Genomic DNA, 24560 nt, shown 5'->3' with positions numbered 1-24560 from the left:
CCAGCTTACCGCTGGCCGTGGTCTTTTTCTTTTTCAACATCCTGTTCTACCTCCATTTTCAGGACCCGATCCACATTGGCCTTTGCCGTTAAAAGCTCCCGCATTTCTTCACGGGAATGCCGGTACTCGGCATAGGTCTTTTTCTTTTCTTCCAGCAATTTCGCGTACTCCGTCTGCAACTCCTTGACCTTGGGCAGCTTCTTGACTCCCATCTCGTCAAAGGCATTCTTGGCAGCCTGGTGGAGCAGAATTTCTTCCTCATGTTCCTCCCGGAATTTCTTAGAGTAGCCTGCCTTGCGATATGCCACATAGACCTCACGGGTCTTGGCATAATTTACGATGTGAGTACGCAGAACAGCAATCTCTGCCATGCGCTTTTCAGCCGCTTTGATCTGCGCCGAAAGCTCATTGTGATGTGCCGTGGCAGCCGCAGCCTTTTCTTCCAAAACCGCATACTCCAGCAGATTGTTCTCTGACAGGTAATTCATTGTCTGCGCCATTTGCTTCAGATTGAAAACCTTAGCCCATCGAGCATACCCATCACCTTTTCCAGCCTGCAATTTTGCCTGAATGTCCACCAGCAGATTGACCTTCGGCGGCTCTGCCTGTGTGACTGTTTTCTTTCGTGGGGTATGCGCTTTCTTCCCGGAGAGAACTGCCTGCAAATCTTCCAATCCATATCCTTCGCCCAGGCTGTCCATGCGGGCTGCTTTTTCCCAACCGTGGAGCTTCAGGCGATATGATTTTCCGCGCTTTGATACCTCACAGCCGGACTCTTGCAGCAGCCTCAGCAGCTCCTCAAAGTCAGCAGGACTTTGTGATAATGCATTATCAATCGCCACACGAAGCAGCTCTCGGTGAGAGGGCTTTGCCTGATCGCCCAGCCATTTGTTATAGCTCTTTCCGTGAGGTTTCGGGTTCTCTACAATAGACAGTCCGTTTTCAATGCAGATGGTGTCGCTCAACTGACGGACCGCCTTGGTGCTGCCCCAAAAGTTTCGGAATTTCCGGTCATATTCTAAGCTGACCGATGACCAGATAATGTGATTGTGAATGTGCGATTTGTCTATATGAGTGCAGACCACAAAGGCATGATTGCCCTTGGTAAAACGCTTGGCAAAATCCACACCCAGCCGGTTCGCTTCTTCCGGAGTGATCTCACCGGGGCGGAACGACTGGCGCACATGATAGGCAATCACATCATCCGCACCTCGCACTCGTCCGGTAGCGGCAATGTACTGCCGCTTTGCCAGAAGAAACTCTGCATCCGCAGTCCGGCTGTCACACGCATAGCCGGTAATGAGTCTGCCGTCATCTGTTTTCTTTGGGTTGGCCACATAGTCGATGATGTCACTGATCGCCCGACTTTCTGTGCGGCCCTTGCCGACATGAAGCGGCATGATTCTCGTGGTTGCCATAGGTCAGACCTCCTTCCCGAAAAGAAAACGGCCTGCCATAGCAGACCGCTTTCACTATTCTATAAAACTTTCTTCATCGAAAAAATTGAACTCATCATCTTCTAAGTGTCTTGGTGGAAATCTCATTTCATATTGCTCTTGCGCCAATGCACGGACATCAGGCCGCCTATCCTTTAGTCGATTTTTCAGCCAGGACAACTGTTCTTTCGATAGCCTCCATGGAAGATTCAAAAGACGATTCAGTGTCATCAGTTCAGCCTGCTTTTCTGCTGGTAGCGAAGCACAGGATTTACAAATGTGGGATGCATGACCTTTGCCTGAAAATTTTTCGTTGGCTTTGTATTCACCACAAACTTTACAATAGTGTCCATGCTTTTTCATAAGCTGATGCCCTTCTCGCAAAGAACATATAACCTGCGAATTGCTTTCATAATCACATCCCATTCCAAATCAGAAGCATAAGAAAACTTTTTGCGGTATGCCTCCCAAAGTTTTTGCATAACCGAATCATTTTCCACTTCGTCAAAAACTTCTTCAGCCTGGTTAAGATACTTCTCCGATCCCCGTTTATGAGCAGTTGCCAGAAGCGCATCATGTAAAATTTTCGGGTTCAGCGTGGTTCCATGCAGCTGTTCTAAAATGTAAATATCGTAGAAATCTCTCATGCGGGTATTGGTTGTGGTTCTGGTAATAATGGTTTCCAGTTTTTCTGCCAGCACAGTTTCTAAATTATAAGCCCAAATATCAATGGAGCGATCTTCCAGCATAAGTTTGAATGAATACCGAACCTCTCTTGGAGTGATTGCATCTCCCGTAGAAATATCAATTTTCAAAGGGGTCACTACACCATCGAATGTTGTACTCATGCTGACACGAATCCCCGGATACTCTGCTTCATCCATAATCTCCGAAATACTTTTCAGCTGAAATTTAACACCATCATCAATCGGAACAGTTACGATTGATGAAATTAGATTCTCAATATCCTCCACATTGACATTAGCTCCTTTTATGGTTGCATCCAAATCCATCGTAGAGCGGGCATCCAATCCAACCATAGCCGCTACCAACATACCACCCTTCAAGATAAACTTATCACGATATTCAGAAAGAGAAATACGCTCCAAAAAACGCTCCATCATGTAGTTCCTCATTAAAATCTGAGCATCTGCGGATTTTTCTCTGGAAAGGTTTCGTATTAAATCTTTAAGCTGCCTTGCTGTTTTTATCATAAAAGTACCTCCAAATACTGTCGTAAAATTTTTTCCACCTTGAACATCCCAGCATATTGCATTAAAGCTCGCAGGTTCTTATCTTTTCTACGGGCATAAGATTTTAGCGCTCCCTGAAAGGTCTGAATTTCAATTCTGCTGCGGCTTCTGAGCAAATCACAGATCGTCCGCTCCATATCATAAACCGGCACAGTATGCCCGAACGGAGTTTTCGCTGTTGTAAGTCCTACATCATGTAAGTCTGCTTTAATCGTAAAAACTTGAATGCCTTCTGCTTTCATTTTGCTTGGATTGCATCCAGTTTTGACCGTAACTGTATATTCTATTGGCTCACGGTCTGTCAGATCGTGAAAAAATAAAGCTGTTTCATGTGAAAATACTGCTTGTTCAAATCGCAAATGAAGCAGATACATAGCATCCACCCAAGAATCTTTGGACAGATAAATCCCATGTGCGACTCTATCCAAATCTCGTGAACGCACATAATCATAAAATACCGGCTTTGAAATTCCAGAAGATACGACCTGTGATGTTCGTAGCATTCCTTCTTGTTCTGTTAGCATCTGATCCAGCTGTTCAAATTGTCCCATCATATCACTTCCTTTCACACTAATATTATACGCAATATTAGTTCAAAAGTAAAGTCGTTGATATATAGTTCCTCTTTCCAAATTTAACAGACGGTGTTTGGCGGTGTTTGGCATTTTGTGGCTTTGCGTATTTTTTATCCATACACCCAATCCTGAATGGCAAATTTCAAACTCTGCACCTTTCCCAGCAGCCAGATTGCAGCCAGCGGCAGCCCCATCGGGCTAATCAAAAATGCCATAACCAGCAAAATCACACCATTCTGCGGGGAATAGGTAATAAGCACAGCCACACCAAGCAGAGCAATTACCATGCTGAGCAGACCAAGCACCAAACCAGATATGTAGATCAGCTCCGTGCAGAGCCAGACAAAAAGTGTCAACACCAAAATGACCGGTGCAGTTACAATCATCAGCAGGCATTTCAAAATCTTCATTCCAGTTCCTCCTTCCAACGCTCCAGATGCCGTTTGCATAGGGCGTCCGCTTCTCTCTCATCATCTTCCGTAAGCTCCCGTCTGCCTTTGGTCAGTTCAATCTCCAGATAAGTCCGGTAATCATCAGCTAAAAGGTCTAACAGTTCCCTGGGAGTATGGCACACCTCGCCAGTGCAATAGTGAAAGTCCTGGTCAAATTCAACCCTTATACATCCATGACGGCTGATATAAACTTCGATGGTCTCGTCTGCGGCCAGATAGTCCGCAAAAATCTCCAGCACTTTTTCAAAGGTCAGCATCTGTTTCCCACTCCTTTGCTACACTTCTTATTCTACTCATATTATCCGGTACAGACAGGCAAAAGACAAGGATACAGGCAAAAAGAAAAAGCGGAGGGAGATGCGGCGAAGAAACGCCGTTCCTCCCTCTGCAAATGGAGTATCTATCCCTGTTATGAAAGTTTAGAAAGCTGGGTAAGGATTTCCTTCACACCCTCCCATAACTGTTCCTGCCGCTGGGATATATCCTCCAAGTCAGCATTATAAACCCGCCCGGTCTCATGCACTTTGCGGGTCAGCTGGTTCAAGTTGTTGCTGCTTCGGCGCATCAGGGAGACCAACTCCTTCAGCTCTGGCAGTTCCAGCTTGACCACATAACCATCCAGCGCCATTTTCCGCAGATAAGCGCTCAAATTCTCTGTCCCGTATTGCTGCATCTTTTGATGGATCAGTTCCAGTTCTTCTGCGGACACCCAAAACAAAACCGGCACATCCCGCTTGCGCTTTGCCATAGTTATCGCTCCGGCTCCCGTTTCTTTGGGGCAGCAGGCTTATGGGTAGGCAGTGCCTGCTTGAGCTTTTGCAGGACAGAGCCTTTTTCTTTCTCCTGAACGGCCTTTCGAGCCTGTCTTGTAAACAGATCCACCAGTCCCGGATTGACCCGATCCACTATCAGATCAGCACATTGCTGGGAAGTGGCACTATCCTCCGGCATAGGAATGGTCTTTGCCCATGCTTTGTTGTCACGAGAAATCCGCCCATCTGCATCTTTATGCTGAATCGTATTGGCGAGAATAAAGTTCATCCGCTCTACTCCAAATTCCTCCAAAATCTCTTGCACCGCAGATGCAGTATCCAGCCTGTTATCCCTATAATGGGCACTGATTGCCTGCTCAATGGCAACTTTGCAGGAAAAATTCGCCTGGTCAGACAGCCAATATGCGTCTGTTTCTCCATGCTTAGTCGCGTATGAAGCAGAATGAAGATAAACCAACAACGGATTGAGTTCCTCGGGCTCCCTGCATACCTCACCCGCCCGACTTTCAATGCTGTCCCGAATCACATCCATATAGCCGGTCTCCAGCTTTTCAAAATAGCGGTACACATCCGCCAGCGGCGAAGGAGATTCCAGAAGGGCCTGTGCCTGAGCATCGGTCAGCACCAGTTCCTCCATCGCCATCACGATGTCCTCACGAACCGTGTACTCATAGGTGTGGTGCAGGATTTCTTCCGGGGGCTGGCTTTTCAGCCAGTCCCTGTATTTGTCCTGCTCAGCGTCCATCTTTTCATAAAGAGCTGTATTCAGATCTTTGGTATTCATATTATCGCACCTCCTCATGCTGTTTTGGTTTCTTGTCTGTACTGCGGGGCGGCACCGGGCGTTTCAGATGATCCAGCACCGAAGGCCGTGTGCTTTTGGCAACAGCGGACTCAGTGTGTGCCTGTCCCTTTCCGTCGATGTTGAGCAGGGTATCCAGCTCCACCAGGCGGGCGTTTTTGCTTCTCAGTTCTTCTTCATAAAGGAATGGCTTTCCGACTTCCTCCTTTGCGGCAGCCTGCTGCTGACAAAGGTTATCCAGCTGTGCCTTTGCCGCCTCCAAACGCTGGGGCATCTGGGCGAGGGCATTGTCGATACGGGTAAGATTTCCGCGAGGGTCTGTACCAAGGGTTGCCCTATGGGTCATCTGTCCTTTCAGCAGGAGCGTATATTCCTGTTTCCAAGCGGAAAATTCCACAGACATGGCATAGCCCCGATAGCTGCCGATCTGCACCAGATCGGAGGTTTTGACCTCCTTGCAGGCATCCAAAAGGGCTGCACCGGCGTTCTCCTTATCGGTCAGCAGGTCGCCCCGGATCTCCATACCGGCAAAGCCGTCCTCTGGGTGCGGGTGAGCTGCCAAAACCTCCAGGTCAGATTCAAAGCCCTTGATAAAGCCCTTGTGCTTTTCAATCTCCTCCGGGAAATATTTGAGCAGCTGGTCCTCCAGACGATACTGTTTGCTCTGGTGGTCGGCTTTCATCAGCTTCAGGCGGGATACCTCCACATCCAAATCCATACGCTCTTTGATACGGGGGTCTCCGGCGCACAGAGCCTTGATCTCGGCGAAACTGAGGGCTGTTTCATCCACATCATCGCAAGAGCGCACCGGCGATTTAGAAGTCATGATCTGGCTAATGAATTTCTGCTTATTCTCCACCGTCTGCCACAAATAGGCATCAAAGGTCCCCTCGGTGACATAACGGTACACATGGACAAGGGGATTCTGGTTGCCCTGACGCTCGATACGGCCCTTGCGCTGGGCAAGGTCTCCCGGTCTCCACGGACAGTCCAGATCATGAAGTGCCACCAGACGATCCTGCACATTGGTGCCTGCGCCCATCTTGGCGGTGCTGCCCATAAGCACACGCACCTGACCGGTACGAACTTTAGAGAACAGCTCCTTTTTCCGCACTTCGGTGTTAGCTTCATGGATAAAAGCGATCTGGTCGGCAGGCATCCCCTGAGCAATGAGCTTTTGACGAATATCGTCATATACCGTAAAAGCCGGTTCCTGCTCCGGCAGAGGCACAGCGCTTTCCAGTGCATGAAGCAGTGGATTATCCAGCGTTTTCGCCGCCTTGCTTGCAGGAGCTTTTGTCTGCGGTGTAGAAATGTCGCAGAACACCAGCTGGGTCAGCTTGTCGGCTTCGCCATCCCGCCAGATCTGCATGATGTTCTCTACGCACTGATTGACCTTTGTGCCGGGTTCATCCGGCAGCATCTGGTTGACGATCCTCTGGTCCAGCCCCAGCTTGCGGCCATCCGAGGTAATCTTGAGCATATTGTCCCGAGACGGGTCAACGTTTCCACTGTGTACCAGCGATGCGCGCTCCGAAAGAGCCTTGACCATTTCCTGCTGATGTTCGGTAGGCTGTGCCACAATATTGTGGTATTCCACCTCCGGGGTGGGAAGGTTTAACTGGTCGGCAGTCTTAATGTCGGCCACTTCTTTGAACAGGTTCATCAGCTCAGGCAGGTTAAAGAACTTGCTGAATCTCGTTCTTGCCCGGTAGCCGGTTCCCTCCGGTGCCAGTTCCAATGCTGTGACGGTCTCCCCAAATCGGGAAGCCCAGCAGTCGAAGTGGGTCATGTTCAGCTCTTGCAGGCGTTCATACTGAAGGTAACGCTGCATGGTGTAAAGCTCAGTCATGGAGTTGCTGACCGGGGTGCCGGTGGCAAAGATCACACCACGGTTTCCGGTGATCTCATCCATATAGCGGCACTTGGCGAACATATCGGAGGATTTCTGCGCGTCCGATGTGGATAAGCCTGCCACATTTCGCATTTTTGTGTATAAAAACAGGTTCTTGTAGTTGTGAGCCTCGTCCACAAACAGCCGGTCCACCCCCAGCTGCTCAAAAGTTACCACATCGTCTTTTCGCCCCTCGGCTTGCAGCTTTTCCAGTCTGGCTTCCAGAGACTTACGGGTACGCTCCAGCTGTTTGACGGTAAAACGCTCGCCGCCGCTGGCCTGCACCTCTGCGATGCCCTCGGTAATCTCGTCGATCTGCTCATAGAGAAGCCGTTCCTGACGCTCCCGGCTGATGGGGATACGCTCAAACTGGCTGTGTCCCATGATGATGGCGTCATAGTCACCGGTCGCAATACGGGCGCAGAACTTTTTGCGGTTATGGGTCTCAAAGTCCTTTTTGGTGGTAACTAAGATGTTGGCGGAAGGATAGAGGCGCAGAAACTCCGACGCCCACTGCTCGGTCAAGTGATTTGGAACCACAAAGAGAGATTTCTGGCATAAGCCCAGGCGTTTAGCTTCCATCGCAGCAGCTACCATCTCAAAAGTTTTGCCCGCGCCCACTTCGTGTGCCAGCAGGGTATTCCCTCCATACAGCACATGGGCAATGGCATTCAGCTGATGTTCCCGCAGGGTAATTTCCGGGTTCATGCCCCCAAAAGTGATATGATTGCCATCATACTCGCGGGGACGGGTAGAGTTCATTTCTTCGTTGTACTGGCGCACCAAAGTCTGGCGTCGCTCCGGGTCTCTCCAGATCCAGTCCCTAAAGGCTTCCCGGATCGCCTGCTGTTTTTGAGCCGCCAGGGTGGTCTCCTTGGCGTTCAGCACGCGGCGCTCTTTTCCGTCTGCATCCTCTATGGTGTCATAGATACGGACATCCCGCAGGTTCAGGCTGTCCTCCAAAATCTTGTAGGCATTGGCACGGCTGGTTCCATAGGTGGTGTAAGCTGCCACATCGTTGTAGGATACGGAAGATTTCCCCTTGATCTGCCATTCAGCGGTAAATGACGAATAGTTGACCTCGATACTGCGCTGGAGATAAAACGGGGTGTTGAAGGTCTCGTACATAAACTGCTGGATGTACTCTTTGTCGATCCAGGTAGCGCCCAGACGCACCTCGATCTCCGACGCATCTAGGTCTTTGGGCTGGGCGGCGGTAAGAGCTTCCACATTGACTGCATAAACCGGGTCCTGCTGTGCCGCCCGCTGCGCCTGACGCAGTTTGCGGCGTACATTGCCGGAAAGGTATTCATCGGCGGTCACATAATGGGGCGATCCGTCCTGCTCCAGCTGTCCCGGTACACGGAAGATCACGCCTTGCAGTTCTCCGGCCAGTTCTTCTTTTGTTTTTCCGGTCAGCCGGCTCATATAGTCCATATCCACGCAGGCTTTTTCCGAGATAGACACCGCCAGTGCTTCACTTGCCGTATCCACCACCGCCACCGCCTGATGGGGTTTGATGGTTCGTTTGGTGAACATATCCGCCTTGCGCTCCAGCTTTCCGTCCTCGTCGATGACTTCCAGCGCACAGAGCAGGTAATAGGAAGAATCATCTGCATAGGCCAGACGGTTTGCACGGTCATTGATGAGACCATATTTGGCAGAAAAGCTGTCATAGAGCTGGTTCAGTTCCGCCTGCTTTTGGGTAATGGTGCTGTCCGGAACCGCTGCATCCATCTGAAGGTCGATCAGTTCCTGCACACAGTCACGCAGTCCCACAAGACCTTTCACGCGGGCTTCTGCGGTGGCGTTGAGGTCAGGGCGCACCATACGGCTGTTTTCCCGGTAGTACACCTGCCCGTCTACAATGGCATAGGAATAGTTCTTCACATTGGGGTCGGCAGGAATGGAGGTGTCAATAGCTTCGCCTTCGCCCAGCTCCGGCAGCTCTGCTTCTTGATAAGTGCCATGAATATACTTCACCGCATCATGCAGCTGGTCAGAAAGCTCCAGTCCCTCGATGGGGTTCACGGTGTAGTCCATACCATGAGCGGTGCTTACTGGCTCCTGTCTGCCCAGCACCATTTCCGGGTGGTCGATAAAATACCGGTTGATGGCAAACCCGTCCTCTGTCTGTCCGGTCTGAGTCCATTCCGGCACGATGTCCAGCGGGCGATCCCGCTTTTGGATGAAGATGATGTCCGATACCACCTCGGCACCGGCATTCTTTTTGAACGCGTCATTGGGCAGACGGATGGCTCCCAGCAGCTCGGCACGCTGGGCAAGATAGCGGCGCACGGTGGAATCCTTGGCGTCCATAGTATAGCGGGAGGTCACAAAAGCTACCACACCGCCGGGACGCACCTGATCCAGTGCTTTGGCGAAAAAGTAATTATGAATGTTGAAATTCAGCTTGTTGTAGGCTTTGTCATTGACCTGATACTGGCCGAAAGGCACATTGCCGATGGCAAGGTCAAAGAAGTCACGCCTGTCGGTGGTCTCAAAGCCGCCTACTGTGATGTCCGCCTTGGGATAGAGCTGCTTTGCAATACGCCCGGAAACTGGGTCCAGCTCCACGCCGTACAGACGGCTGTTTCGCATTTCCTCCGGCAGCATACCGAAGAAATTGCCCACACCCATAGATGGCTCCAGAATATTTCCAGTTTCAAATCCCATACGGTCCACAGCATCGTAAATCGCTTTGATGACCGTAGGGCTGGTGTAATGGGCGTTTAGGGTGGAGCTTCTGGCGGCGGCATATTCCTCCGGGGTCAGCAGCTCTTTCAGCTGGGCATACTCTAAAGCCCATGCCGGTTTTTCCGGGTCAAAGGCGTCTGCAAGACCGCCCCAGCCCACATAGCGGGATAGGACTTCCTGCTGTTCGGGGCTTGCCTGCTGTCCGGCAGCTTCCAGATTTTTCAGCAAACGAATGGCATTGATATTTGCCTGGAACTTGGCTTTCGGACCGCCTTCGCCCAAATGCTCATCGGTAATACGGAAGTTCTGTGCATTGCGGCGCAGGTTTGCCTTGTATTCCTCATAGGAGGCTTCCTCGGCAGCTTTGACATTGGGGAAGGTCTGCCACTGGCCATTGACCTGAATGGAAACCGGGTGTTCGTCCAACACTTCCTCAAAGGTTTTCTCCGGCTCAGTCACAGGGGCTGGCGGCTCCGGCTCCTCGATATGCAGCCGTTCCACCACCACATCATAAGGCAGATTGTTCTTGTCGCCCGGATAGACGGCCACGGTCTCGGAATGGAAGGCCGGGGATTCGGCAGCCGGTTCGGGGCGTTCCTGTCCAAAGCCATCCAGCTGACGGGCATACATCCCGCGCAGTAAAGGCGCAACTTCATCCCATCGGAAATACAGCACAGCCAGACGCTTTTCCTCTGCGTCCAGGACTTCCAGCTCCATGCCCTGTGCCGTGGTACGGTAATCGGCAGTATCGCCGGTCTCCAGATTCAGCGTCTCGATCTCACCAGAATAGGCTCTGCTCAGCCAATAAGCGATCTCGCTGTTGCTCCTGCCGGATTGCAGCAGCGTGGAAACCTGTTTTTTATCTGCTTCATCCATCAGTCCATGGGCCAATACATCCCGCAGGTCCTGATCTGCCTTGTCCGGGTCAATGGGAAGAAACTCGGTATAGTAAGCATTGCGGCGGTCCGCCCGAAGCAGCTGCTCGAACTGTTCTTTGCGCTCTGCCCGGTAGATGGGATATACCATACCGGTGGGCAGAAGCTGCACGGTGTCATCCCGCAGCTCGGTGATCTGATAGGCGTCATCCTCGATATACACGGTATCGCCCACGGCATAAACCGGGGCGGCAGGGTCATAGGAGGTTCTTTGCGGAATTGGGCTGCGAACGGCGTCATATTCCTCATCGGAAATGGAAACTTCGGAAGTCTGCTCTGTCTCGGCAGCTGCAATCTGCTCTGCATCCGACATTACCTGCTGGATAAACGGGTCATTGTCCAGTTTTTCCGGGTCTGCCACCTGGCCGTTGACGATCCCTCTTTCCTCCAGGGCTTCCCGGATGGCGATGGGGTCGATGTTGTCAAAACGGTCCTGTTCTTCTTCGGTATAGAACCGGTCCTCCTGAATAAGCAGGGCAAGCCTGCGCTGTACCTTCGGCCAGGGCAGCTGTGTTTCCTCCGGGCTTCCGACACGGACAACGAACAGGCTGTTGCTGCCGCCGTATTCCTGAGCCAGCCATGCAGCGGTATCTTTCTCTCTTGCATGGTCTTTCATATAGCGGACGACAGCGTGTTTACTCTCGATATTGCCGTTCCATGCACAAAGGGCAGTATCAATATCTTCCTGAGAAAGAGGGCGCAACAGCTTATGGAGGTTTGGATAAGTTTCGTCGATTACTTCCCGGTGCAGACGCTGGCGGAACTCCGGCACATCCGAATAGATGCGGATCAGCTCCATATCCTTAGAGCCAAGGATCGCACGGCGCACAGCGGCATTGCCCTCAATGACAGCATTCTCACGGTCAGAATGACCGCAGGCATTGCGGTATGCGGCATCCTCAGATATGGCGGCAGTCACCACAGGCTTATACTGCTCGTACAGTTCCCGAATGGTAGGCTTTGGCGTTTCTTCCTCCACCTCCGGCTGCCGGGCTTGGATGGCATCTTCTTCTGCCAATTCCTTTTCAGCTTGGATTTTGTCATACTGCGCCTGTTCCTGTTCGGTAAGATAGCGGCCTTTCTGGACAAGAGAGGTAATTCGTTTGGCAACCTTTTCCCAGTTCAAGTGAACATCCGGGCAGTCCTGCTTTTTATAATGCAGCCCTTTCCCGTCGTGATCTTCACCGCTGTGTGTTGCGCCGGACAGGGCATGAGAGCGTCCGCCAATGCCATACTCGTCTTTGAGGAATCTCACTTTTTCCTTGTCCGTATGGTTTTCCATGAAGAACGCATAGATACGGCCTTTTCCTCCGGCAAAACTGCTGCCGCCGGTCATGGCGGCGTCGATCTCATCCTCGGTAATGAAATGCTGGACGGTTGGCACTTGGGAAAGGTCCGAAGAAAAGGTCCTGCGTGGCAGATCAAGGTCCTTCAGGTTCTCCCAGATCTCCCTTGGTCTGTGGTAGTGAAAGCGCAGCAGGTTGCGGTCCTGCTGATAGGCAGTCCAGAAGGCAGCGTATTCTTCCTTGAGGGTCTGGCGAAATTCCGGGCTGTTCAGCTGCTCGGCAAGCCATTCTGTTTCTGTCGGGAACCCATTGCCTTTGATCTCTGACAGGCAGGACAAATATCCGGCTTCTCTGGCTTCCTCACTGAAATCGTGATACAGATACCAGAGCTTTGCTGAAAGGAGGGAGCGTTCATAGCCTGCCGCTTCTGCAAGCTCCACATTGGAGGCAAACTGGCTACTCTCCAAAAGCTGCCCGATACGCTCTGCGGCGCTCTCCCAGGAAATGACCTGGGCAGACCTGTCATAACGGACAGACTTCCCATGGGAAAGATGGATACCATCCTCGGCATACCATGCGCTCACACTGCCAAGGCCGTTGCCGCCGTGGTACAGCGTTTTCAGTATCCCGGCAATCTCAGCGGTGGTTTTCTGCTTTTCAAAGGCTGCAACCACACGCTCCCTCTGGCGGTCTGTATTGCCGCCCAAACGCAGCACATGGTCAATATCATTTTGGGCAAAAGAAAAAGCAGAGGATGTATGCGCTACATTCTCTGCTTCATCTATGGATTGAATCTGTTCTGCTTCAGAGAGGAACAGGTTTAGGGTCAGCTGTTGATAAGCTCCGCCATCAGGATCTCCTCTGCCTGGGCTTTGCAGGTGTTCATCAGCCCCACCCACTTCATGGGATCGCTGGCTTTCAGTTCCTCGGTGGCTCCCGCTTCCTTCGCCAGCTGGGGTATCATCTGCTCCAGTCTGTTCTGAGCGGTCTCGTCGATCTCCAGAAGGTGCGGGTACAGCTTCTCGCTCAGCAGCATCTGGTTGTAGAGGATGGGACGGTGTTCCTTCAGGTAGGTTTTCCTCATCCTGCCGTACTTGCCCAGGGGTTTCGACCGCTGCTGGCTCAGCTTCAGGTCGGGAATCAGATAGTCTCCGTTCTGGATGTAGGTCATGGGATTGTTCATCTTGTTTGCTCCTTTCTTGGTTGGCTTCGCGATCTGCATTTCGGACGGTTACGCCGATCTGCCGCAGCACCTGCTGGTTGATCTGGCTGACCGCTGTTCCCAGCGCCCCGATGGTGGACGGGGTATTGAAATCAAAGATCGCCATGAAATCTTCATGGTCGAAGTAGCGTTCCGGCTCCAGTCCACAGCGGGACATCAAAGCGTAAGTGATGCTGACGGTGGCGGCTGCCTTGAACTGCACTCCGATGTTATACTCATCATATTCCTCCAAAAAGGAACCGTCAACGATATAGAAGAAGTCCTGCTGATGCTCCGTCCAGTATTCCTCGGCCAGTTTTCCGGCTGCCTCGGTGAGCTGTCCGGCAAGGTCATCACCGGAAACATCATAGGTGCGCTCCAGCATGGCCTGCACGGAATCCAGATGACGGTCCTCCAGCTGCCACAGCCAGGGAGTGCGGGAATGTTCACGGGTTCCGGTATCGGAAATGTCAAAGACATAGCGCAGGCGTGGTCTGTCCCCGGAATCGTCCACCAGAGCGATTCCCTTGGAACCGCGCCTTACATACCGGCCCATCTTTTCATTCCACAAATCGTACTCTGCACAGGCGGTGGCGTCCGGTCGCTGGGCGTAGATCATCAGCTGCTCATGGAACGGGTACTTGTAAAGGCGGGAAGCAGTGGTGAGAAACCCTGCCCATTCCTGCCAGCTCCCCGTGAGCTGTGTTGCCACCTTGTCCGCCATCTGTGCATAAAGTTCAGCTTTGGTTGGCATAGTGTTCTGTCCTCCCTTCGGTTTTTGGGTAAAAAGGCGGGGTGGCAATTTGCCACCCCATCCCTGCGGTTATGGTGTTTACTGGTCAAAATCCGGGTACAGCTCCAGCTGGGCAAAGTCCTCATCGGTCATCGCGCAGAGCTTCGTAAGGGCGCTGTCAGTCAGCTCCCTCAGTTCCGTTTCCTCCGGCGAAAGCTCGCCGCGCATTTCACGCAGGCTGTCGATCAGCCCGGTACGGCTGCCGGTATTGTAAATGCACATCAGGTTCATTTCCTCAAAAGTAAAGTTTCCCATATCAAATCTCCCTTTCCGCACTCTTTTTGGGTGCCGTCTTTTTGTGTTCTGTTTTGGGCTGGCTTTTCAGCTGATCCACAACGGATTTTTTCTTTTCCCGTTCCTCCCGATGGGTGGCGGCTGCCAGATCCATCAGGGAAATGGGCTGACCGCTTCGGGCCTGCTGTTCCAGCTCTGCCACCGTAGGCTCTTTTGCGCCATTGTTGATGATACCGTCAATCATGCCGTAATCGTCCTCCACGGCCATCTCCGCATTTTTCAGCGGATTTTCCGGCAGGAATCCGGGGATCTGGGTAAATCCAACGCTGTCACAGTAATGACAGGATACCTTACCCTCCTGTTTGATCGCAACGATGTCGCTGACGCTCATGGAAGGACTGTGAAAGTCTACGGGCTTTTCCAGATTGAATTGCTGATAGAGTTTTTCCAGCTGCTCCGGCACAGTACCAGACTCCCTCAGAGGAGCTGTGTAAATGAGGTCATAATTGCTGCGGTCTATGGAAATGCCATGGGACTTTAACCAATCCAAATTCATAAAGCGCACATTCTGCGGATCGTCACGGCTCACCTGATAGATGGCAAAGCAATCTCTGTTCTGGGAGAGAAATGCCTGTTCTCGTTCCTGCTGATGTTCCTGACGCTCCATGACCTTTTCGTGGAACTGAGGGCTTTTTTCCCATTCCTCACGATCCACACCGAAAAGACCGCCATGCTCCATGATTTCCTGCGGGTCAAACACCATGCTCTCCGTATTGTCCTCAAGCAGCACATAGACAGTCAAACCGGCTGCATCCAGTTCCAGCGCCCGTTCTCTGGTAACAGGAAGCATCCCATCATAGGAGTAGCCGTATTCCTGCATATCCAGTGTGGATATCTGCTCATCCGGCATGGGGTATTCATCCAGTGCCTGCTCCTGTGCCTCCGGCAGCTGGGCAGAAGCGGTCATCTGACTGGCCTCTGCCTGCATCTGCTGATAGGCCGCTTCCTGCAAGGTCTCAATCATGGACAGGGGAGCGTGTCTGAGTGAAGCGCTGTCCAGATTGTTGTCATCACAAATCTGAAGAACTGCTTTCATGCGGGAAAGCTCCGGTGCATCCAGCTGACCGCCATCCAGCTCTTTCATGGATGCGGCATCGTAAAGGGTATAGTCCCAGCCGCTGTCACAGGACTGGATATGAAGATAGGCAGCATCGTCGATCAGAAACAAAGCCTCCTGCTGGTTGGCGTCCGCCCTCAGCACCTCCATTTCCGGCATTGCCGCAGCCAGTTCCTTTACCGCTTTCTGTACCAACGGATGATCACGGTAATAGTCAATGGACTGAATGGTATCCAGATAAATCGTATGCCCGGTCAGAATCGGGAAAGGTCCTTCATAGTCACTCCCGTCTTTCAACTCAAAGCCAATGCCCTTGATCCCGTTCATCCGCTCTGCCGGGATCTCATGATAAATGTGGACAGCTTCCTCCAAAGACAGGTTATCGTGGTATTCTCCAAGGTTTGGAAACTCCATGCACTCTGCCACATAGTAGCGAAGGGAGTTCTCTTTACTGACTGCTTCTCCGGCAGAGATAAGGGCATACTCCTGGATTTCTTCCGGCGGGAGTTTTTCCGGGTATTCCACATAACCAAATGCCTGCACCTTTCCATCCTCGTAGTTTTCCAGCTCCGGTGTGAAATGCACCTTGCAGCCCTTCTGGAAGGGATAAACACCCGCATCAGCCGCTGCCTTTGTGATGTAATATCGAAAGGTCTCGGACTCTTTTTGTATTTCCGGGGTGGCAGTAGTCATTTCTTTTTGGGAGTACAAATCAATCCCACGCTCTTTGCAAATTTCCTTGTAGTGGCGCTCAATGTCAGAGATAAGCTCACACGCTGTCTTATTGATGATTTCCAGGCTGTTTCGCAATTCCTTCAGTTCCTTGCCCTGACTCCAGCTGGCAATATAGCCAAAGCTGTTTTCTCCAGTCTCAATGCCAAAATACTGACAGACCGCATAGGAAATGCTTTCAGCCTCCACTTCCTCTGTGCGGCGGTCTTTCTTCTGCTCCTGCAAAAACTGGGAGAGGGTAGAAAAGCCGCCGGTAAAATTCAGCCCTTCTTCCTCGGTCAACATCAAGTATCTGGTCTCCGGCAGTTCCAGCGGCTCTGTCAGCAGAACGGAACCCGCATGGTTTACCAGCACCTTTTCTTCTACGCTGACCGGCTCTCCGGGGTCATCATCAGAACCGCGCAAGTCATAGCAATAAACACCCTCCGGCAGATTATCACGGGCAATCCGCCCATTAGAGAACAGACCGGGTTTCTCAAACAGCTCGATCTCCTGATATTGCTCGTCATTGGCAATCTGGATCTTTTTCCGGTTATGGAGCTTGCTGTGGGCAATTTCGTGAACCGATGCCGAAACCGTCTGCACCTCGCTCATGCCAAATCGAACCGAAATTCTTGGATTATCAATATAAAAATAACCATCCGTATCATCAGACATTGCTTCTATGGTAATCGGTACCGGCGAACTGCGGCGCAGGGCTTCCATGAATACATCATAGTTCTCCACCGTACCAGAAAGTGACGAAGCAAGCTCCGGCAAAGGTTTCCCATCGGTCTGGCTCACATCAAATACCTTGACCGGACGGAACATGGGGATCTCGATTTCTTTTTCCTCTGTAACGATCTTTCCGTCTTTATCCAGAATCGGAGCCTTGGTATCCGGGTCCAGTTTCTGCTCCTCGATTTTCTTCTTATACGGTGTAGGGGCGATGATGGTAATACCATGCTCGCCCTTTTTTACATGACGCTCAAACTGGTCTTTCCACTTATTGTATCCGGCTACCAAAGTGGCGTCCGGCTTCTGCATATAGATGAGCATGGTGTTGTTTACCGAATAGCGGTGGAAGCGGGACATAACGGACAGATAACGCATATACTTTTCACTCTCAAACAGTTCTTTGATGCCCTGCTCGATGCCATCTGTGATTTCCCTTAGCCGCTCTCGGTTGGTGGGTTTATTCTCAGCCATGATTTTCAATCTCCTTTCCAAGTGTGTGATTTCTGCTGTGTGTTCTGTAATCCATGCCTTTTGTTCTTCTTCACTTTCATAAAGAAAAAGGTCCAGCAGGTACTCTACATAGGTTTTCTTCTGGATCGCTTCCACAAAACGGGGGTGCGGTTCTTCCTCCGGTGTCCGGGGAGAATTGTCGGACTCCCATTTTTTCAGCAGATAGTAGTAATCGGACAGTACGCGATAACACCGCTGCCGATCCTCCCGAAACTGCTGTGCCTCGGTTTTCTGCCGGACATACCTCTTGCGGGGAGGGGCCTGACTGTCATAGATCAGGCCAAAGTCCTGTGCCAGTTTCTCCGCCGCTTCTTTTGGAGAGAGGTCAAAGAGCTTTGCGGTAAAGTCGATCACATCCCCATCTGCACCGCAGCCAAAGCAGTGGAACCGCTGGTCTACCTTCATGCTGGGGTTCTTATCATCGTGAAAGGGACAGCAGGCCATACCATTTCGTTTGACCTTTATCCCATAAAACTCTGCCGCTTCTCTGGTGCTGACCGACTGCTTGACTGCTTCAAATACGTTCTCTGCCATGTGCCTTTAACTGCTGGACTTTCTCACAGGGGGCTGGTATCCGGCAGCTTTCGCACGCTCACTGGCAGCTTTGCGGCGCTCTGCGCTGTATGGCTCCCTGACTGATACACACCGCTTGGGGACGGTAAAGTTATGGGCGTCCTTTCGGGTGATCTGGTCGGGGTGCTTTTTTGCCAGCAGTTCCAGCTTCTCCATCAAACGGGGATCGTGGGTGTAGACCTCAGCCATTGGCTCCGCCTGGTTATAGAGGAGAATGGTTTCCCGTTCCACTAAAGAGAGCTTCATCGGCTGCCTCCTTTCCGCTGGTCAAATTCCAGCTTGAAGTTGGCGTACTGTCCATCGTCCTCCAAAACCACAGTGGCATCGTAGGTCTTGCCGGTTTTCTCCGAATATAGCCCCGTCACACGGACACGGCCATCCCTCAGCAGCGCAGACACCACAGCCTTGGTCGGCTGTTTTTTCTTGGCTGCCCACCATTTGTTGTTTTTCCAGATTGCAAATTTGCAAGAATCATTCTGACAGAAGAAGCCTTTTTGCAGTTCTGCAACTTCACCGCCGCAGCGAGGGCATTTGCCCACCACCTCACGGGGCGGAGCGAACAGGTACTCGGTTCCCTTGATGACCTGATAAGTTCCCACCAGGTCTCCCAGCATAGTGCTGATCCCGTCCAGAAACTCCTCCGGGGCAAGCTGCCCGCGCTCGATCTCGCCCAGGCGGTACTCCCACTCGGCAGTCAGAAGCGGCGATTGCAGCTGTTCCGGCAGGACGGTGATCAGGGAGACTGCATCGTGGGAAGGGAAAAGCTGCACCGTTTTCCTGCTCTTTTTTCGTTCCAGAAAACCGGCAGATACCAGCTTTTCTAAAATACCGGCACGGGTGGCCGGTGTCCCCAGACCTTTTCGCTCGGCATCCTCCGGCATATCCTCTTTTCCGGCAGTCTCCATCGCGGACAATAGGGTGTCCTCCGTAAAGTGTTGGGGAGGACTGCTTTTGCCTTCTTTGACGATTGCCGCAGAAACCGAAAGGGTCTGTCCTTCGGTCAGCTCCGGCAGGGCTTTCTCTGCGCCCTCTTTTTTCGGCTCTGCATCCTTCCTTTTGGCACGGTAAGTGTCCTCCAGTGCTTTCCATCCAGGGTGCTTCACCGTTTTTCCTTTGGCGGTAAACTCCCCACCGGCACACGCTGCAATCACAACGGTTTCCGAATAGATATGGGGCTGGGCTACGGCGCACAGCAGACGCAGGGCCACCAGCTCCAGCACCGCTTTTTCTCCCGCAGGAAGGGCAGAAAGTTCTGCATCCTTGAGATTTCTGGTAGGGATTACTGCGTGGTGGTCAGTTACTTTCTTATCGTTGATAACCGTCTGCGGATCACAGGTAATGGCGATCCCTTTGCGAAACTGCATAACATTGGCAACCAAATTGACCAGCACCGGCAGGCTGTCTGCCATATCACCGGTCAGATAGCGGCTGTCAGTACGGGGATAGGTGCAGAGCTTCTTTTCATACAGGCTTTGCAGATAGTCCAGGGTCTGCTGGGCTGTAAATCCAAGCAGACGGTTGGCATCCCTTTGCAGAGTAGTCAGGTCATAGAGGGCCGGCGGCTTTTCGGACTTTTCCTTGCGCTCCACCTTTTTGATTGTGACAGCTGTACCCTGACAGGCTTCTTTCAGCTGCTCGGCAGCGGCCTTATCCGCCATGCGCTCCCCGGATACAGTAAGACTGGGCAACTCCAGCGCCACGGTATAAAAGGGAACCGGCTGAAAGGTGTCGATCTCAGCTTCCCGCTGGACAATAAGCGCCAGCGTTGGGGACATCACGCGCCCGATGTTGAGTGTGCGGTGATACAGCACGGAAAAAAGCCTTGTGGCATTGATCCCCACCAGCCAGTCGGCCTTGGCACGGCAGAGGGCAGCATCCCGAAGTCCGTCATAATCCGCACCGGGGCGCAGGTTTGCAAATCCCTCCCTTATGGCGGAGTCCTCCATCGAGGAAATCCAAAGCCTTTTCATCGGCTTTTGGCAGCCTGCCAGCTCATAGACGCTGCGGAAGATTAACTCGCCCTCGCGTCCGGCATCGCAGGCATTTACCACCTCCGTCACATCCGGGGCGTTCATCAGCTTTTTGAGAATTTCAAACTGCTTTTTCTTATCCTTTCCCACCACCATCTGCCAATGCTCCGGCAGAATAGGCAGGTCATCATATCGCCACTTGGCATACTTGGGGTCATAGCTGTCTGCATCTGCAAGACCGGCCAGATGGCCCACGCACCAACTGACACGCCAGCCGTTGCCCTCCAGATACCCGTCCTTACGGGCGGTTGCACCGATTACCGCCGCCAGACTCTGGGCAACGGATGGTTTTTCGGCAATTACCAATTTATGTTGAGCCATGATGGTTCCTCCTCTCCTTGAGCCATCGGGACATTTCCCGGTGGCAGACACCTACGCAGGGGCTTCCATAATTCCCACAGCCATAACAGGGGTGGCTTGGGGGTAAAGAAGGAGGACGGGAAGTTTTCTTCCCGCCCTCCGGCCTGCGTGTCATCATGCGTTCATAGGGACTGTCTGTGAAACGGGTCATTTCACGCTGTCCTCGTCATCATCTTCTGCGCTGCCCCCATCAGCGTCAGGCTCGTCCGACTCCTCATCCTCGGTTTCCCATTCCTCGGAATCTTCCTCGCCATAATCATAATCGTCCAGACTGTCATTGCCCTTGGTCTTAGGCTTATTCTTAATGAGCTTCAAGTAGGCAAATACGCCACCGCCGCCCAGCAGAGCCAGCAGAAGGATCAGGGCAGCCGGGTTCAGTCCGGCAGGCTTCTCCTTTTCCGGCTCCGGTGTTTCTGCCGGAGGTTCCGGTGCTTTGCCCGCACATTTACTCTTATCAGCTGCGCAGACCGGGCAGGCCGTATTGACTGCCCCTGTTTCACATTTTGTCGAACAGCTGCATACCGCAGGCGGCTCCTCTTTGGGTTTTCCATCTTCCATCAGCGCAGCAAGGTCTGCATCGTCCACCTGATTCAGAAAGTGAACGGCGGTCTTTTTGTCCTCATTGGCTCTGTCAATCAGGATGTAAAAATAGTTGCCCGCCTTGGTGGTAACGGTAATGAGCTGCTTATTGCCGCCAAAATCATCCACCAGAGCGGCATTGCCCTCCGGGGTCAGCGGCGGTGCTTCTTCGGTTTCTTCCACCACCACATTGCTGTCATTGGTGGCATCCTCTGCCGTGGGCGGCGCTGCGCCCTGGGCAAAAGCGGGAACGGTAAAGCCCGATGCCAGAACCAGCGTCAGGCAAAGGGCGGAAAGTGTTTGGAGCAGTCGTTTATTCCTCATCGCCGTTTTCCTCCTGTTCGTTGTTGTCATCTCCCATACTGCCGGGAACTGTACTGCCTGACAGCATGGCGCTCAACTGGGCCGGAGTCATACGCAGGGCGCGCACCATCTGGACGATCTCCAGATTTTCTGCCTCGGTTTTCTGTGCTTCCAGCGCCTTGAGCTTTTCCTGATACTCTGCGATCTTCTCGCGGACCTTTGTAATCTCCTGGTCAATGCGTTCAATTTTGTTCTTTGCCATCGTCTATCACTCCTTCTTAAAAATCTCTGTTACCAGTTCATCAGACCGTATCCCTTAATGCTTTGATAATTTAGGTCATAACTCTTGATCTTGCAGGCATCGCCGGAATTTCCCTCCACGGTATAAACACGGCTGCCATCGGTTCCAATAACGATTCCTACATGGTCAGCAGTACCGTCCAAATCCCAATCGAAGAAAATAGCATCACCGGGGGCAATGTTCTCATATCCCCTTGCCCCCCATTGTCCGCGGGACTGGAACCAGGGAACACCCTCCCACTCACAGCCTGCAAAACGCGGTTCGCTTTTTCCAGCCTGGTTGTAGCACCAGGATACGAAGCAGGCGCACCATTCCACCCGGCTGTTAAAACCGTACCAGCTCCAGTAGGGATAACCGCCCACATTGCCCACCTGACTTTTCGCCAGCTCCACCAGTTCAGGGTTGCCGGGGCGTGTGCCGTTAATGAACTGCACACCAGACAAATCTTCAGAGCCGCTGGTATCAGGAGAACCACCGCCAAACAGCAGCGGCTTATTGCCCAGCGTCTGACGATAAACCTGATACATCTCCATCTGCTCTGTGGTCAGTAGCTCCGACGCCACAGCGGAAATGGGCTTGCTGGTGAGTTTCACATTCAGAATGTAATACTCATAGGGGACTTCTTCTGATGTGGTCTCGCCGGTCTCCGGGTCGGTGGAGGTCTCCGTGCGGTAGCGGATCTCCACTTCCTCGGTAAGTGTCAGCTGATACTGTGCTGCAAACACACGCGCCAGCTCTGCCTGAGCGCTTTGACGGGTATATCCCTGCAAGACGGCAGATAGAAATGCCGCCAGCTCATGAGGGTCATGACCGATCATATCCAGGTCATACCGATACTCGTCATACCCTGGGTGACTGTTTTCAATATTGTCGATTTCTGCCTGCAACTGCGCTTCTCTGGCTGCATAATCTGCCTCCACCGCCAGCATTTCCGGGTCATCTGACGGATAGGTGGTGCCGGAGAGAACGGAACCAATGCTCTGTGCCATCATGGAGCAGGAGGACATGGTATTCATCAGCAGACAAACGATGAGAAACAACGCCCCTGCGATCAGAAAACCTTTCTTGTGCCGCATAACGAATGCCCCTGCCTGCTGTGCTTTTTCCTTTACTGTCCTTGCTGTTTTTCCAGTTTTGGAAGCAGCCTGGGCGGTATTTCCGGCAGTCTGTCCGGCGTGTTTGGCGGCGGCATATTGCTTTTTAATGGCCTGCTTTTGCTGCCAGCGGGAAAGAGGATTGCTGGCAAACTGAGGATTTTCCTGCAAAGATTTCTGGTACAGGGCATTTACATTTGCCTTTTCCAGTTGGCGCTCTGCCTGGGCTGCTTTGCGGTATGGCTTCAGCTTGTGGCTGCGATAGCCCTCCCGCACCAGATGAGCGCCGGTCTCCACCGCCTCCTCGGACTTGTGGGCGCTTTCCACGCCCACATTGTCCTGTTCTGTTTCCCGGATCTCTTTGTGGAGCTTGCCCGCAACCAGATGGACGGGAGCTTCCTTGACCCCTTGAGAAAGTTTGGAGGGTGGCTTTTTCTTGTCCTCAAAGGTCAGCTTCGAGGTCTTTTTCCCGGTATCCGGGTCAATGACCGTCTGCCTGACCTTTTTCTTTGGGATATTGGCCTGCGCCTTATCTGCTCTGGCCGCAGCTTTCTCCGCATTGCGGATCGGCTTTTCCAGTGCAGGGTCAGCCCGTTCCTCATCGGTAAAGCGCAGGCGCGGTTCCTTATTCAAACCATTCTCCCAGCATGAGGGATGACATCATGTAGTGCAGCTCTGCATAAATGGCCATCCCCACAGGATCGTTGAACATACAGCCGGACAGATAGGCATAAAACTGTGCCACCACATCGGACAGGATCTTCGCCTCTGTTCCTTCCAGAACCAGACCGCCCATGCCTTCCTTAGCACGAATGGCGCTCCAGACCTCTGCCAGACGGATCAGGCCCACCTGACCGGTCTCATTCAGTTCGGCTGCCTGATCTGCCGCCGTGCGGCACTCACTTACCGCATCAGCCATGACCGTGAGCAGCTGGCTGCGCTGGGCATTTACCGCCCTGTCAAAAAACATCAGCGGGTTTTGATTCAAAATGTTGGGGTTCATCATCATTCATCCTCCTTTTTCAGTTCTTGAGGTTTGGTGGTCATAATACGGTAAAGCTCGGTATTCTTCGGGAAGTGATCCACAAAAGGCAGAATTGTGGAGCCATAGAACAGCAACCCCTCGCCCTCGCCGGAGTGTGTCACATAGCTAAGCTGGTGTGTGGAAATGCCCAGCTGCTTGGCAAGGATCTGACGGTCTCCACCTGCCTGGTTGAGCATATACACGAAGTCGGAGTTTTCAAAGATGTTCTCAACCTCGCGTGAAGAAAGCAGATCTTTTACATTTTGGGTAATCTGATTGTTATTAACAGATGGCTTTTTATCCATCTCTCTGGGGCTTTCGCCCATTTTCATCGGCGTGTCATTTCACGCCCAGCATAGCATATCTTTTTGCCACGGATCATACCGTACCGGCTGGTAATGCGGCCTCGTGGAGCTGTTATATTCTGCTCAAAGCAGGATCAAGCTCTATGCGTTGCGTGTGACTGTCCTTTTACAGACAGCCTTCCACTCGGATTGGGGCGCTACCCCTTTCCCGATTTCTTCCGCATTGATAATTCTGACCTACTTGCCGGTTTCAGTCAGAACGGCGAAGTCCGCACTTTAAGCGGCTAACAAGTTGCAGACCCAATCACCAGTGGGAATGCCGCCCCATTTACGGAATCGCTTCCAGATTTCTACCGTGTAAGCGGCGGTTTGCTCCTCCTTCAAAAGCAGGTGCATCTCGTCGATGTAGTAACGGGTGGACTTGTGGGCGGCACGGTTGATGGTAACGCGGTTCCACACCTGATTGTGATAGGTAATCCGCCGCTTTTGCCATATCTCCCGATATGGTAGTCAGGACGGATTTTCCCCCACGTCGCACCGTGCGTGCGGCTTTCGTCGCACACGGCGCTCCATCAATACGGATT

Annotated in this window: 19 protein-coding genes and 2 pseudogenes; all 21 read right to left on the bottom strand. The window is 52.3% G+C overall.

Translation table 11 applies throughout. The features are described from left to right. Positions 1-5: 5 nt before the first annotated feature. A complete protein-coding gene (locus tag D8Q48_RS14830; RefSeq protein ID WP_121057033.1) occupies positions 6-1418 on the bottom strand; it encodes a relaxase/mobilization nuclease domain-containing protein in 1413 nt (470 codons plus the stop codon). 54 nt (positions 1419-1472) lie between these two features. Then, positions 1473-1799, bottom strand: coding sequence for a hypothetical protein (locus tag D8Q48_RS14825; RefSeq protein WP_006773027.1), 327 nt, complete (start codon positions 1797-1799; stop codon positions 1473-1475). Then, positions 1796-2650: a nucleotidyl transferase AbiEii/AbiGii toxin family protein gene (locus D8Q48_RS14820; protein ID WP_002595844.1), complete on the bottom strand. Its 855-nt coding sequence runs from the start codon at positions 2648-2650 to the stop codon at positions 1796-1798. The genes D8Q48_RS14825 and D8Q48_RS14820 overlap by 4 nt, the downstream gene beginning before the upstream one ends. After that, the gene (locus tag D8Q48_RS14815; protein WP_117502835.1) at positions 2647-3243 is read right to left on the bottom strand and encodes a type IV toxin-antitoxin system AbiEi family antitoxin domain-containing protein; all 597 of its coding nucleotides are present in this window, start codon (positions 3241-3243) and stop codon (positions 2647-2649) included. The genes D8Q48_RS14820 and D8Q48_RS14815 overlap by 4 nt, the downstream gene beginning before the upstream one ends. A gap of 131 nt (positions 3244-3374) precedes the next feature. Further along, positions 3375-3674, bottom strand: coding sequence for a CD1845 family protein (locus tag D8Q48_RS14810; protein WP_121057031.1), 300 nt, complete (start codon positions 3672-3674; stop codon positions 3375-3377). Beyond that, positions 3671-3973: a hypothetical protein gene (locus tag D8Q48_RS14805; protein ID WP_121057029.1), complete on the bottom strand. Its 303-nt coding sequence runs from the start codon at positions 3971-3973 to the stop codon at positions 3671-3673. The genes D8Q48_RS14810 and D8Q48_RS14805 overlap by 4 nt, the downstream gene beginning before the upstream one ends. Before the next feature lie 152 nt (positions 3974-4125). Then, on the bottom strand, positions 4126-4464 hold the full coding sequence (mobC, locus tag D8Q48_RS14795; protein ID WP_003526263.1) for a plasmid mobilization relaxosome protein MobC: 339 nt from the start codon (positions 4462-4464) through the stop codon (positions 4126-4128). Between the two features lie 2 nt (positions 4465-4466). Next, positions 4467-5273 carry a DUF3848 domain-containing protein gene (locus D8Q48_RS14790; protein WP_121057025.1) on the bottom strand — a complete coding sequence of 269 codons (807 nt, stop codon included), beginning with the start codon at positions 5271-5273 and terminating at the stop codon, positions 4467-4469. A gap of 1 nt (position 5274) precedes the next feature. After that, complete coding sequence (locus tag D8Q48_RS14785; RefSeq protein WP_347562310.1) at positions 5275-11433, bottom strand: SNF2-related protein; 6159 nt, start codon at positions 11431-11433, stop codon at positions 5275-5277. Between the two features lie 1496 nt (positions 11434-12929). After that, positions 12930-13286, bottom strand: coding sequence for a TnpV protein (locus D8Q48_RS17685; RefSeq protein ID WP_243116319.1), 357 nt, complete (start codon positions 13284-13286; stop codon positions 12930-12932). 850 nt (positions 13287-14136) lie between these two features. After that, the gene (locus tag D8Q48_RS14780; protein WP_002570996.1) at positions 14137-14352 is read right to left on the bottom strand and encodes a transposon-transfer assisting family protein; all 216 of its coding nucleotides are present in this window, start codon (positions 14350-14352) and stop codon (positions 14137-14139) included. A gap of 1 nt (position 14353) precedes the next feature. Continuing rightward, positions 14354-16120, bottom strand: a complete 1767-nt coding sequence (locus D8Q48_RS17945; protein ID WP_334295266.1) for a YodL domain-containing protein — start codon at positions 16118-16120, stop codon at positions 14354-14356. Beyond that, a pseudogene (locus tag D8Q48_RS17940) lies at positions 16106-17941 on the bottom strand (LPD28 domain-containing protein); the annotation flags it as partial. The pseudogene D8Q48_RS17940 and the gene D8Q48_RS17945, both read right to left, overlap by 15 nt. A 6-nt stretch (positions 17942-17947) precedes the next feature. Beyond that, positions 17948-18226, bottom strand: coding sequence for a hypothetical protein (locus tag D8Q48_RS14770; protein WP_002570998.1), 279 nt, complete (start codon positions 18224-18226; stop codon positions 17948-17950). Beyond that, the gene (locus D8Q48_RS14765) at positions 18223-20331 is read right to left on the bottom strand and encodes a type IA DNA topoisomerase (protein ID WP_121057018.1); all 2109 of its coding nucleotides are present in this window, start codon (positions 20329-20331) and stop codon (positions 18223-18225) included. The genes D8Q48_RS14770 and D8Q48_RS14765 overlap by 4 nt, the downstream gene beginning before the upstream one ends. Beyond that, on the bottom strand, positions 20318-20521 hold the full coding sequence (locus tag D8Q48_RS14760) for a hypothetical protein (RefSeq protein WP_121057016.1): 204 nt from the start codon (positions 20519-20521) through the stop codon (positions 20318-20320). Before D8Q48_RS14760 ends, D8Q48_RS14765 begins: the two co-directional genes overlap by 14 nt. Beyond that, entirely contained in the window at positions 20518-21273 is a 756-nt protein-coding gene (locus D8Q48_RS14755; protein ID WP_121057014.1) for a DUF4366 domain-containing protein, read from the bottom strand. Before D8Q48_RS14755 ends, D8Q48_RS14760 begins: the two co-directional genes overlap by 4 nt. Then, positions 21263-21514 (bottom strand): DUF4315 family protein, encoded by a 252-nt coding sequence (locus tag D8Q48_RS14750; protein WP_121057012.1) that lies wholly within the window; start codon positions 21512-21514, stop codon positions 21263-21265. Before D8Q48_RS14750 ends, D8Q48_RS14755 begins: the two co-directional genes overlap by 11 nt. A gap of 29 nt (positions 21515-21543) precedes the next feature. Then, complete coding sequence (locus D8Q48_RS14745) at positions 21544-23280, bottom strand: CHAP domain-containing protein (RefSeq protein WP_121057010.1); 1737 nt, start codon at positions 23278-23280, stop codon at positions 21544-21546. After that, on the bottom strand, positions 23273-23656 hold the full coding sequence (locus D8Q48_RS14740; RefSeq protein WP_121057008.1) for a DUF3851 domain-containing protein: 384 nt from the start codon (positions 23654-23656) through the stop codon (positions 23273-23275). The genes D8Q48_RS14745 and D8Q48_RS14740 overlap by 8 nt, the downstream gene beginning before the upstream one ends. Then, positions 23653-23943 (bottom strand): annotated as a pseudogene (locus D8Q48_RS14735) (conjugal transfer protein TraE); the annotation flags it as partial. The gene D8Q48_RS14740 and the pseudogene D8Q48_RS14735, both read right to left, overlap by 4 nt. Between the last annotated feature and the right edge of the window lie 617 nt (positions 23944-24560).

The sequence above is a fragment of the Ruminococcus sp. B05 genome, from assembly GCF_003628495.1.
GTDB lineage: Bacteria > Bacillota > Clostridia > Lachnospirales > Lachnospiraceae > Schaedlerella > Schaedlerella hominis.
This window is presented reverse-complemented; position numbering and strand designations above follow the sequence as displayed.